7 protein-coding genes are annotated in these 12,170 nt (G+C 69.0%); all 7 read right to left on the bottom strand.

Translation table 11 applies throughout. The annotated features are described in order from the left end of the window. Nucleotides 1-817, bottom strand: an 817-nt coding sequence (locus G6R25_RS01120; protein WP_163551300.1) for an RluA family pseudouridine synthase, incomplete at its 3' end; no start/stop codon positions are given. Between the two features lie 101 nt (nucleotides 818-918). Next, nucleotides 919-4,809: a DNA-directed RNA polymerase subunit beta' gene (locus G6R25_RS01115; RefSeq protein ID WP_163551299.1), complete on the bottom strand. Its 3,891-nt coding sequence runs from the start codon at nucleotides 4,807-4,809 to the stop codon at nucleotides 919-921. Between the two features lie 107 nt (nucleotides 4,810-4,916). After that, complete coding sequence (gene rpoB, locus G6R25_RS01110) at nucleotides 4,917-8,342, bottom strand: DNA-directed RNA polymerase subunit beta (protein ID WP_136446407.1); 3,426 nt, start codon at nucleotides 8,340-8,342, stop codon at nucleotides 4,917-4,919. A 924-nt stretch (nucleotides 8,343-9,266) separates the two neighbouring features. Further along, nucleotides 9,267-9,659 carry a 50S ribosomal protein L7/L12 gene (gene rplL, locus G6R25_RS01105; protein ID WP_163551298.1) on the bottom strand — a complete coding sequence of 131 codons (393 nt, stop codon included), beginning with the start codon at nucleotides 9,657-9,659 and terminating at the stop codon, nucleotides 9,267-9,269. Between the two features lie 177 nt (nucleotides 9,660-9,836). After that, nucleotides 9,837-10,409 (bottom strand): 50S ribosomal protein L10, encoded by a 573-nt coding sequence (gene rplJ, locus G6R25_RS01100; protein ID WP_163551297.1) that lies wholly within the window; start codon nucleotides 10,407-10,409, stop codon nucleotides 9,837-9,839. Between the two features lie 465 nt (nucleotides 10,410-10,874). Further along, complete coding sequence (gene rplA, locus G6R25_RS01095) at nucleotides 10,875-11,591, bottom strand: 50S ribosomal protein L1 (RefSeq protein WP_163551296.1); 717 nt, start codon at nucleotides 11,589-11,591, stop codon at nucleotides 10,875-10,877. A 136-nt stretch (nucleotides 11,592-11,727) separates the two neighbouring features. Then, nucleotides 11,728-12,162, bottom strand: a complete 435-nt coding sequence (rplK, locus tag G6R25_RS01090) for a 50S ribosomal protein L11 (protein ID WP_136446403.1) — start codon at nucleotides 12,160-12,162, stop codon at nucleotides 11,728-11,730. Between the last annotated feature and the right edge of the window lie 8 nt (nucleotides 12,163-12,170).

The raw sequence follows: 12,170 nt of genomic DNA, 5'->3' as shown, positions 1-12,170 counted from the left end.
GTCGCGAGTCGTCGAGCAGGTCGGCGGGCAGCGGGTCGCCGATGGGGGCGAGGAAGTCGGCGCCGGGCGGCGCCTCGACCTCGACGCGCGCGCCACCGGCCCAGGCGGCGTCGAAGGCAAGCCGCCAGGAGTGCAGGAAGGTACGCATCGCCGGCGCCTTGTCGAACAGTGGATCGCCGTCGATCGGATGGCCGATCCAGGCCAGGTGCACGCGGATCTGATGGCGCCGGCCGGTCCGCGGCGTCGCCGCGAGCAGGGTGCGTTCGTCGCCCTCCCAGAGCCGGACGAACGTGGTGACCGACGGATAGGTCCGCACGTGCGCGAAGACCGCGTCCGGCGCCACCGACCAGTACCCCTCCTCCTCCTCCTCCGCTCCCGGACCGTTGGAACTCCGCGCGCGGCCCGGGCCGTCCGGATCTCCCGGTGGACGGCGCGACGCGGTGATGTCGGCTCGGTTCGCGGCCACCCGGACGCGGCTCTTGCGGCCCACGCTCAGGGGCAGGTCGATGGTTCCGGTGGTGGGCAGACTCCGGGTGCGGGTCAGCGCCAGGTAGCGCTTGTCGACCGTGCGCCGTTGGAACTGCCTGGTCAGGTCGCCGTGGAAGCGCAGTTCCCGGGCGAACAGCACGACCCCCGAGGTGACCTTGTCGATCCGGTGCACCGGGAACAGCTCCTCGCCCGCGTCGGCGGCGAGCCGCACGAGGTCGGTGTCGTGACGCTCCCCCATCACCGAGATGCCGACGGGCTTGTCGAGCGCCAGGACCGCGTCATCCTCGTAGATCGTGTGCAGGCGCCGGACCTCGGCCCAGTCCGTCACGAGGCCCCCAACTCATCGGGCAGGGAACGCCGCCGGCCCGGTGTCCCCGGACAGGGGGCACCGGGCCGGCGGGATCGGCTCAGGGACTCAGGGACTCAGGGTCAGCGGAAGTCGCCCGAGCTGCGGTAGTCGAACTCGTCGAGCGGGACGGCCTGACCGGTGCCGGTGCCAAAGGCGCCGTACTCCACGCTGCCGCCGTCCTCGTACGCGCCGACGGAGTACATCGCGGCGCGCGCCTCCTCGGTGGGCTCGACCCGGATGTTGCGGTACCGGGAGATGCCGGTGCCGGCCGGGATGAGCTTGCCGATGATGACGTTCTCCTTCAGGCCGACGAGCGAGTCCGACCGGGCGTTGATCGCCGCGTCGGTGAGCACTCGGGTCGTCTCCTGGAAGGAGGCCGCCGACAGCCACGACTCGGTGGCCAGCGACGCCTTGGTGATCCCCATCAGCACCGGGCGGGCCGAGGCCGGCTGGCCGCCGGACTCCACCACCCGACGGTTCTCCCCCTCGAACCGCGCGCGCTCGCACAGCTCGCCGGGCAGCAGGTTGGTCTCGCCGGACTCCAGCACGTTCACCCGCTTGAGCATCTGGCGGATGATGATCTCGATGTGCTTGTCGTGGATCGACACGCCCTGCGACCGGTACACCTCCTGGACCTGGTCGACCAGGTGGAGCTGGACCTGGCGCGGACCGAGGATGCGCAGCACCTCGTGCGGGTCGACGGCACCGTCGACGACCTGGCTGCCGACCTCGATGTGGTCGCCCTCGCGGAACCGCAGGCGCGAACGCCGCGAGACCGGGTAGGCGATCTCCTCGCTGCCGTCGTCCGGCACCACCACGACCTTGAAGGTCTTCTCGGTCTCCTCGATCTTCACCCGGCCGGAGACCTCGGTGATGGGAGCCTTGCCCTTGGGGCTGCGCGCCTCGAACAGCTCGACGACACGCGGCAGGCCCTGGGTGATGTCGTCGCCGGCGACGCCACCGCTGTGGAAGGTACGCATCGTCAGCTGGGTGCCGGGCTCGCCGATGGACTGGGCGGCGACGATGCCGACGGCCTCGCCGACGTCGACCAGCTTGCCGGTGGCCAGCGAACGCCCGTAGCACTGGGCGCACACTCCCATCCGGGATTCGCAGGTCAGCGCCGAGCGAACCCGGACCGACTCGATGCCGGCCTCGATGATCTGGCCGATCGCCACGTCCCCGGCGTCGGTGCCGGCGGGCACGATGATCTCGCCGTGCTCGTCGACGGCGTCGGAGGCCAGCGTCCGTGCGTACGCCGAGGTCTCGGCGTAACGGTCGCGCACGAGCACGCCGTCCGCGCCGCGCCGGGCGATCCGGGTGAGGATGCCGCGCTCGGTGCCGCAGTCCTCCTCGCGGACGATGACGTCCTGGCTGACGTCGACGAGCCGGCGGGTCAGGTAGCCGGAGTCGGCGGTCCGCAGGGCGGTGTCGGCGAGGCCCTTTCGGGCGCCGTGGGTCGAGATGAAGTACTCGAGCACGGTGAGGCCCTCGCGGAAGTTCGCCTTGATCGGCCGCGGGATGATCTCACCCTTGGGGTTGGAGACCAGGCCACGCATGCCGGCGAGCTGCCGGATCTGCATCATGTTTCCGGCGGCCCCGGAGTTGACCAGCACGTAGACCGGGTTGGTCTGCGGGAAGTTCTTCTCCATCGCCTCGGCGATCTTGTTCGTCGCCTCGGTCCAGATCTGCACCAGCTCGCTACGGCGCTCCTCGTCGGACAGGAAGCCGCGGTCGAACTGCTTCTGCACCCGATCGGCCCGCTGCTCGTAGTCGTCGAGGATCTCGGCCTTGTTCGGCGGCGCGACGACGTCCTCGATCGCGACGGTGACCCCGGACCGGGTGGCCCAGTAGAAACCGGCGCTCTTCAGCGCGTCCAGCGTCGCCGCAACCTGGATCTTCGGGTACCGCTCGGCCAGGTCGTTGACGATCGCGGCCTGGGCCTTCTTGTTCAGCTGGGCGTTGATGAAGGGGTAGCCCTCCGGCAGCGCCTCGTTGAGCAGGCAGCGGCCGAACGTGGTCTCCAGGTTGAACATGTCCCCGGTGACCCAGTCGGCCGGCGGCACCCACTCCGACGGCGGGGTGGTGTCGCGCAACCGGACACTGATCCGCGCCTGCAGCCCGATCTCGTGGGCGTCGTAGGCCATCTGCGCCTCGGCGACCGAGGAGAACGCCCGACCCTCGCCGATGGCACCCTCGGCCAGCGTCGACAGGTGGAACACACCGGTCACCATGTCGAGGCTGGGCATCGCCAGCGGCCGACCGGACGCCGGCGAGAGGATGTTGTTGCTCGACAGCATCAGGATCCGGGCCTCGGCCTGCGCCTCGGCGGACAGCGGCAGGTGCACCGCCATCTGGTCGCCGTCGAAGTCGGCGTTGAACGCCGTGCAGACCAGCGGGTGGATCTGGATGGCCTTGCCCTCGACGAGCTGCGGCTCGAAGGCCTGGATGCCGAGGCGGTGCAGGGTCGGCGCCCGGTTGAGCAGCACCGGATGCTCGGTGATGACCTCCTCGAGCACGTCCCAGACGACCGGGCGGGCCCGCTCCACCATCCGCTTCGCCGACTTGATGTTCTGCGCGTGGTTGAGGTCCACCAGGCGCTTCATCACGAACGGCTTGAACAGCTCCAGCGCCATCTGCTTGGGCAGACCGCACTGGTGCAGCTTGAGCTGCGGTCCGACGACGATGACCGATCGGCCAGAGTAGTCGACCCGCTTGCCGAGCAGGTTCTGGCGGAACCGGCCCTGCTTGCCCTTGAGCATGTCGGACAGCGACTTCAGCGGACGGTTACCCGGGCCGGTGACCGGCCGGCCGCGACGGCCGTTGTCGAACAGCGCGTCGACGGCCTCCTGCAGCATCCGCTTCTCGTTGTTGACGATGATCTCGGGCGCGCCGAGGTCGAGCAGCCGCTTGAGTCGGTTGTTCCGGTTGATCACGCGGCGGTACAGGTCGTTGAGGTCGGAGGTGGCGAACCGACCGCCGTCGAGCTGCACCATCGGCCGCAGGTCCGGCGGGATCACCGGAACGCAGTCGAGCACCATCCCCATCGGGGAGTTGCGGGTGTTCAGGAACGCCGAGACGACCTTGAGCCGCTTGAGCGCGCGGGCCTTCTTCTGCCCCTTGCCGCTGCGGATGGTCTCGCGCAGCGACTCGGCCTCCGCGGCCAGGTCGAAGTCGGCGAGCCGGCGCTGCAGCGCCTCGGCGCCCATGCCGCCGTCGAAGTACTGGCCGAACCGGTCGCGCAGCTCACGGTAGAGCAGCTCGTCCGGCTCCAGGTCCTGGACCTTCATGCCCTTGAAGCGGTCGAAGACGCGGTCCAGATCGTCGATCTTGCGCTGCGCGCGGTCGCGGATCTGGCGCATCTCGCGCTCGGCCGACTCGCGGACCTTGCGCCGCGCGTCGCCCTTGGCGCCCTCGGCCTCGAGCTGCGCGAGGTCGGTCTCGAGCCGCTTCTGCCGGGTCTCGACGTCGGCGTTCTTCTTGTCCTCGAGCTGCTGCTTCTCGACACCCATGCGGGCCTCGAGGGTGGGCAGGTCGCGGTGCCGCGCGTCGATGTCGACCTTGGTGATCATATAGGCGGCGAAGTAGATGACCTTCTCGAGGTCCTTCGGCGCCAGGTCCAGCAGGTAGCCGAGCCGGCTCGGGACACCCTTGAAGTACCAGATGTGGGTGACCGGGGCGGCCAGCTCGATGTGCCCCATGCGCTCACGGCGCACCTTGGCGCGGGTGACCTCGACGCCACAGCGCTCGCAGATGATGCCCTTGAACCGGACCCGCTTGTACTTACCGCAGTAGCACTCCCAGTCCCGGGTCGGACCGAAGATCTTCTCGCAGAAGAGCCCGTCCTTCTCCGGCTTCAGGGTGCGGTAGTTGATCGTCTCCGGCTTCTTGACCTCACCGTGCGACCACTGACGGATGTCGTCCGCGGTGGCAAGACCGATGCGCAGTTCGTCGAAGAAGTTGACGTCCAGCAAGACTGTCGCCTGCTCTCTCTTTCTCGGTCGGGACGCTGGAGTCGGACGGGCCGCCGGGAGCCCGCCGCCCGGTCAGGGGCGGGATGGGCCGGGCCCCCGGCGCCCGCTCAGACCTCCTCGACGCTGCTCGGCTCGCGCCGGGACAGGTCGATCCCGAGTTCCTCCGCCGCACGGAAGACGTCCTCGTCGGTGTCACGCATCTCGATCTGCACACCGTCGCTGGAGAGGACCTCGACGTTGAGGCACAGCGACTGCATCTCCTTGATGAGCACCTTGAACGACTCCGGGATGCCGGGCTCCGGAATGTTCTCGCCCTTGACGATCGCCTCGTAGACCTTGACCCGGCCCACGACGTCGTCGGACTTGATGGTCAGCAGCTCCTGCAGGGCGTAGGCGGCGCCGTACGCCTCCAGCGCCCACACCTCCATCTCGCCGAACCGCTGGCCACCGAACTGCGCCTTACCACCCAGGGGCTGTTGGGTGATCATCGAGTAGGGCCCGGTCGACCGGGCGTGGATCTTGTCGTCGACCAGGTGCAGCAGTTTGAGGATGTAGATGTAGCCGACCGCCACCGGGTACGGGTACGGCTCGCCGGTGCGGCCGTCGAACAGCGTGGCCTTGCCGGAGGAGCCGATGAGCTGGACCCCGTCCCGGTTCGGGTGGGTGGAGTCGAGCAGACCGGTGATCTCCTCCTCGCGAGCGCCGTCGAAGACCGGGGTGGACACGTTGGTTCCGGCCGGGGCGGCGTCCGCGCCGATGCCGCGCAGCCGCTCCTTCCACTCCTCCTCGCCGGTGTCGACCTGCCAGCCCGTCTTGGCCACCCACCCGAGGTGGGTCTCCAGGATCTGGCCGATGTTCATCCGGCGCGGCACGCCGTGCGGGTTGAGCACGATGTCGACCGGGGTGCCGTCCTCGAGGAAGGGCATGTCCTCCTGCGGAAGGATCTTGGCGATGACGCCCTTGTTGCCGTGCCGACCGGCGAGCTTGTCACCGTCGGTGATCTTGCGCTTCTGGGCGACGTAGACCCGGACCAGCTCGTTGACGCCGGGCGGGAGCTCGTCGCCGTCCTCGCGAGCGAACACCCGCACGCCGATGACCTTGCCGGACTCGCCGTGCGGCACCTTCAGCGAGGTGTCGCGGACCTCCCGGGCCTTCTCCCCGAAGATCGCGCGCAGCAGCCGCTCCTCGGGGGTCAGCTCGGTCTCGCCCTTCGGGGTGACCTTGCCGACCAGGACGTCGCCGGGCGAGACCTCGGCACCGATCCGGATGATGCCGCGCTCGTCGAGGTCGGCGAGGACCTCCTCGGCGACGTTCGGGATGTCGCGGGTGATCTCCTCCGGGCCGAGCTTGGTGTCCCGGGCATCGACCTCGTGCTCCTCGATGTGGATCGAGGACAGCACGTCGTCCTGGACGAGGCGCTGCGACAGGATGATCGCGTCCTCGTAGTTGTGCCCCTCCCACGGCATGAAGGCGACCAGCAGATTCTTGCCGAGCGCCATCTCGCCGTTGTCGGTGCACGGGCCGTCCGCGATGACCTGGCCGGCCTCGACCCTGTCCCCCTCGAACACGATCGGCTTCTGGTTGATGCAGGTGCCCTGGTTGGACCGGCGGAACTTCGCCAGCCGGTAGGTGCGCCGGGTGCCGTCGTCGTGCATGACGGTGATGTAGTCCGCCGAGAGGTCCTCGACGACGCCGGCCTGGACGCAGACGACCACGTCGCCGGCGTCCTTGGCCGCGCGGGCCTCCATCCCGGTGCCGACCAGCGGCGCCTCGGAGCGCAACAGCGGCACCGACTGGCGCTGCATGTTGGAGCCCATGAGCGCACGGTTGGCGTCGTCGTGCTCGAGGAACGGGATCATGGCGGTCGCCACGGACACCATCTGCCGCGGCGAGACGTCCATGTAGTCGACCTCGTCCGGCGGGATGAACTCGACCTCACCGCCCTTGCGGCGAACCAGCACGCGGTCCTCGGCGAACGTGCCATCGGGGAGCAGCGGCGTGTTGGCCTGCGCCTTGACGTGCCGGTCCTCCTCGTCCGCGGTGAGGTAGTCGATCTGGTCGGTGACCTGGCCGCTGACGACCTTGCGGTACGGCGTCTCGACGAAACCGAACGGGTTGACCCGCGCGAACGTCGACAGCGAGCCGATCAGACCAATGTTCGGGCCTTCCGGCGTCTCGATCGGGCACATCCGGCCGTAGTGGCTGGGGTGCACGTCGCGGACCTCGAAGCCGGCCCGTTCCCGGGACAGACCGCCGGGGCCCAGCGCCGACAGGCGGCGCTTGTGGGTCAGGCCGGCCAGCGGGTTGGTCTGGTCCATGAACTGCGACAGCTGGCTGGTGCCGAAGAACTCCTTGATGGAGGCGACGACCGGCCGGATGTTGATCAGGGTCTGCGGCGTGATCGCCTCGACGTCCTGGGTGGTCATCCGCTCGCGGACGACCCGCTCCATCCGGGCCAGACCCAGGCGAACCTGGTTCTGGATCAGCTCGCCGACCGTGCGCAGCCGCCGGTTGCCGAAGTGGTCGATGTCGTCGACCTCGTACTCGGACGGGTCCGCGCCCGCGTGCAGCTTGACGACGTACTCGATCGTGCGCACGATGTCATCCTCGGTGAGAACACCGACGTCGTGTGCGACCTCGAGGGTGAGCTTCTTGTTCACCTTGTAGCGGCCGACCTTCGCCAGGTCGTAACGCTTGGGGTTGAAGAAGAGGTTCTCCAGCAGGGTCTGCGCCGACTCCCGCGTCGGCGGCTCGCCCGGGCGCAGCTTGCGGTAGATGTCGAGCAGCGCGTCGTCCTGGCTGGCCGTGTGGTCCTTCTCCAGGGTGATACGCATCGACGGGAAGTCGCCGAAGCGCTCCAGGATGCGCGCCTCGTCCCAGCCGAGCGCCTTGAGCAGCACGGTGACGGACTGACGGCGCTTGCGGTCGATCCGGACGCCGACGGTGTCCCGCTTGTCGATCTCGAACTCCAGCCAGGCCCCACGCGATGGGATCACCTTGCAGGAGTACAGGTCCTTGTCTGACGCCTTGTCCAGGCTGCGCTCGAAGTAGACCCCTGGCGACCGGACGAGCTGGCTGACCACCACACGCTCGGTCCCGTTGATCACAAAGGTGCCCTTCGGGGTCATGAGCGGGAAGTCGCCCATGAACACCGTCTGGCTCTTGATCTCACCGGTGGTGTTGTTGGTGAACTCGGCCGTCACGAACAGCGGGGCCGAGTAGGTCATGTCCTTGTCCTTGCACTCCTCCACGGAGTACTTGGATGGCTCGAACCGGTGGTCCCGGAAGGACAGGGACATGGAGCCGGAGAAGTCCTCGATCGGGGAGATCTCCTCGAAGACCTCCTCCAGACCGGAGGTGATCGGAACATCGTCCCGGCCCGAGTCCACGGCCTCCTGAACCCGCTCCGCCCAGGCGTCACTACCGATCAGCCAATCGAAGGACTGCGTCTGAAGAGCAAGGAGATCCGGGACCTCGAGGGGCTCGATGATCTTAGCGAACGAGATGCGGGAGGAAGAGCGCGAGGCGGCCAAGGTGGTCCTTCCGGGTGGCCTGATCGTCGGGCTGGCGTCGCGGACGTCAAGGATCCGTCGGGGGTGTGGTCAGGTGATCAGTGTCTCGCTACGGTTGTCGGGAACAGCGACGGGGGGTGCCCCGCCGGTGAGAGGATGACCGCGAGGCGCACAGGCGCGGCGGCGCTGGGCGTCCCGGCGGCCGGTCGCGCGGCCGGAATCGGCCCTCGTCCCGCAGCAAGTCCGCCGGTCCCTGGTCCGTCGGTCCGCCGAACCGCAGATGACTGCCGCGGCAGGCGTTCGGCTGACCGCGGGCGCGCCAAAGCGCCGTCGCGGCGCAAGCGCGCGGCGACGCCGGTGTCCGCTGAGAAAACGGGTCGGTGCAGGGGCAAAGGTCTGCTCAGAGTCCTCGGTGTGGCTGCGATACAGCCGTGCCACGCACCAGCACGGCCAACGCGCCTTCACGTCGAACCAGAACCCGCCGCGGGCGCGGCACCGAGACATGGTCGGAACCGCAAGGCGGCGCGTACCGGACCCCCGCAGAGAGCCCGACCTCACCGGCAAACCGGTGTCGGCGGAGCCGATGCGACGAAAAGGGCAGCGCAAACTAGCAGTGTAGCCGAAGGGCACACCGCTGGCAAGGACGTGCGTGGCAGGACCACGCGGGGAGAACGTAGCGCACCGCATCTGCTTCCCGACGAGCGTTCGCGACATGATGGAACTCCGATCTCCAGGGGCCGTCAACCCCCTTCGGAAAACGTCACGAACGACCCGACCTGCTCATCCGCTTACGTAGCAGCGTGTCTCGGCGTTTCGAGGGCTCAGACGCCGCGTGCCGGGACACCTCGGAGGTGCCCCGGCACGCGGGATGCGCCACGGCCGCGTCGAGCGACCGCACCGGCGGGCCAGAGCCCGGCCCGGACCGGCCCCGGAAGACGGGCGGTGTTACTTGACGGTGACCGACGCGCCGGCGCCCTCGAGGGCCGCCTTGGCCTTCTCCGCGGCCTCCTTGGCGACCTTCTCCAGGACGGGCTTGGGCGCCCCGTCGACGAGGTCCTTGGCCTCCTTCAGCCCGAGGCTGGTCAGCGCCCGGACCTCCTTGATGACCTGGATCTTCTTGTCGCCGACGGACTCGAGGATGACGTCGAACTCGTCCTGCTCCTCAGCAGCCGGGGCCTCGCCGCCGGCGCCACCGGCGAGCGGCGCCGCGGCCACGGCGACGGGCGCCGTGGCGGTCACGCCGAAGGTCTCCTCGAACTGCTTCACGAACTCCGAGAGCTCGAGCAGGGTCAGTTCCTTGAACGCGCCGAGCAGCTCTTCGGTCGACAGCTTCGCCATGATGGCGTTTCCTTCCTCGTCATGCCGATGATCTTGTCCGGCCGGATGGGCGACCGGTGATCGGGGTGGCTCGTGGGTGGTGCCGGCTGGGCCTCGGCGTGCCGGCCCAGCCGGCGCGGGGTGCTCCAGGGGCGGCGGCAGCCGTCGCCGGCCACCGTCATCCCGCGGTGCGGACGGTTACTCCGCGGAGACCTCGGCCGCCGACGTCTGCTCGCCGGGCGCCTCGGCGTCGGCCTGGCTCGCCCGCTGCTCGCGCAGCGCCTCGGCCAGCCGGGCGACCTGCGACAGCGGGGCGGCGAACAGGCCGACCGCGCCGGACAGCGAGCCCTTCATCGCGCCGGCGAGCTTCGCCAGCAGGACCTCGCGAGACTCGATATCCGCAAGCCTGCGGATATCGTCGGCCGTCATCGCCTTGCCCTCGACGACGCCGCCCTTGACCACGAGGGCCGGGTTCGCGCGGGCGAAGTCGCGCAGGCCCTTGGCCGCCTCGACCGGGTCGCCGGTGACGAAGGCGACGGCGGTCGGGCCGACGAACAACTCGTCGATCCCGGTGACACCGGCCTGCTCCGCCGCGATCTTGGTCAGCGTGTTCTTGACCACCGCGTAGCGCGCGCCCTTGCCAAGGGTGCGCCGCAGCTCGGTGAGCTGGCTCACCGTCAGACCGCGGTACTCGGTGAGGACCGCGGCGGTCGCGCCACGGAACTCCTCGGCGATCTCCGCCACCGCGGCGGTCTTCTCAGGTTTCGCCATGGGGCTCCTTCGGGGTATCGGCCGGCCATCCGTTCAACCCCGGGAGACGACGAACGCCCCGGCGCAGGCGCACGGGGCGTGAAGAGCGACATGGACGGGGAGGACGGCGCACCAGCGCCGACCGCCTCAACAGTGCCGCGGTCCTTGCTTCCGTCACCTACGCGGGCCGCCCGGGGCAGTCGGGCCTTCGACCGTCGCTCGACCCCGGGCGGGATCTCCCCCACCTGGGCAACGACGGCGACCAGCGGTCTTCGGTGTAAAACGTGTTCGTACCAAGTGTACGTGACGATCTCACGTACACGTTCATCGGCCAGCTCGAGCCCCGACCTCCCCCGCTTACCTTGCCTTTCCAGAGGGACGAAACGGACACAGAGACCTCTGGAAGGGCAAGAAAGCCGGGAAAGCTGGAAGCAAGGTGGCCGACGTCGTGCGCGTGGCCGGAGCGGGCCCGGCGCGACGATGGGATCAGGCGGGAACGCCGTCCTCCGACAGGTTGCGGGTGCGGTTCGGGTCGACCGGGATACCCGGGCCCATGGTGGTGGCGAAGGTGACCTTCTTGAGGTAACGGCCCTTCGCCGCCGAGGGCTTCACCCGGACGATCTCGTCCAGGGCTGCCGTGTAGTTCTCGATGAGCTGGGCGTCGGTGAAGTTCGTCTTCCCGATGACGATGTGCAGGTTGCCCTGCTTGTCCACCCGGAAATTGATCTTTCCGCCCTTGATGTCGGCGACGGCCTTGCCGATGTCCAGCGTGACGGTGCCGGTCTTCGGGTTCGGCATCAGCCCGCGAGGGCCGAGGATGCGGGCGATCCGCCCGACCTTGGCCATCTGGTCCGGCGTGGCGACCGTCGCGTCGAAGTCCAGGAATCCCTCCTGGATACGGGCGACCAGGTCGTCACTGCCGACGATGTCGGCGCCGGCAGCGGTCGCCTCGGCGGCCTTCTCACCGGCGGCGAACACGGCGACGCGCGGCGACTTGCCGGTGCCGTACGGCAGGTTGACGGTGCCGCGGACCATCTGGTCAGCCTTGCGCGGGTCGACCCCGAGGCGGATGGCGACCTCGACGGTCGCGTTGTACTTCGTGGTCGAGGTCTCCTGGGCGAGCCGGACGGCGTCCAGCGGGCTGTAGAGGTTCTCGGGGTTGATCTTTTCGACGGCGGCCCGGTAGGCCTTGCTGCGCTTCATGGGTGTCTCCTCGTGGTGCCGGCGGACGATCGGCCCGGCTCGCCACGGCGTGGACCTTGTCCGCGCCGTGAGTGGCGGTACCGACCGCCCTCCCACGGCGTCGGTCCGGTGTGGCTGGGTGGGTGGGTGCGGAAGGCTAGTCGCCGACCGTGATTCCCATCGAACGGGCAGTCCCCGAGATGATCTTCTCTGCCGCCTCGATCGTCGTGGCGTTGAGGTCGGGGAGCTTGGTCTGGGCGATCTCGCGCACCTGAGCCGGGGTCAGCTTGGCGACCTTGTCCCGGTGCGGAGTCCCGCTGCCCTTCTCCACGCCCGCGGCCTTGAGGATGAGCCGCGCGGCCGGCGGGGTCTTCGTGACGAAGGTGAACGACCGGTCTTCGAACACGGTGATCTCGACCGGCACGACGTTGCCGGTCTGCGACTCGGTCGCCGCGTTGTACTGCTTGCAGAACTCCATGATGTTCACGCCGTGCTGGCCCAGCGCGGGACCGACCGGCGGCGCCGGCGTGGCCTTGCCGGCGTTGATCTGGAGCTTGATGATCGCGGTGATCTTCTTTTTCTTGGGCGGCATGTGCTCGT

It is taken from the genome of Candidatus Frankia alpina, from assembly GCF_902806485.1.
Taxonomy (GTDB): Bacteria; Actinomycetota; Actinomycetes; order Frankiales; family Frankiaceae; genus Frankia; species Frankia alpina.
The sequence above is the reverse complement of the archived record's forward strand: the minus strand, read 5'-3'. Positions and strand labels throughout refer to the sequence as shown.

What these genes read in the sequence shown, in the direction of transcription:
- rplL (WP_163551298.1), bottom strand. Translation starts at nt 9,659, where the DNA reads ATGGCGAAGCTGTCGACCGAAGAGCTGCTCGGCGCGTTCAAGGAACTG.
- rplJ (WP_163551297.1), bottom strand. Translation starts at nt 10,409, where the DNA reads ATGGCGAAACCTGAGAAGACCGCCGCGGTGGCGGAGATCGCCGAGGAG.
- rplA (WP_163551296.1), bottom strand. Translation starts at nt 11,591, where the DNA reads ATGAAGCGCAGCAAGGCCTACCGGGCCGCCGTCGAAAAGATCAACCCC.
- rplK (WP_136446403.1), bottom strand. Translation starts at nt 12,162, where the DNA reads ATGCCGCCCAAGAAAAAGAAGATCACCGCGATCATCAAGCTCCAGATC.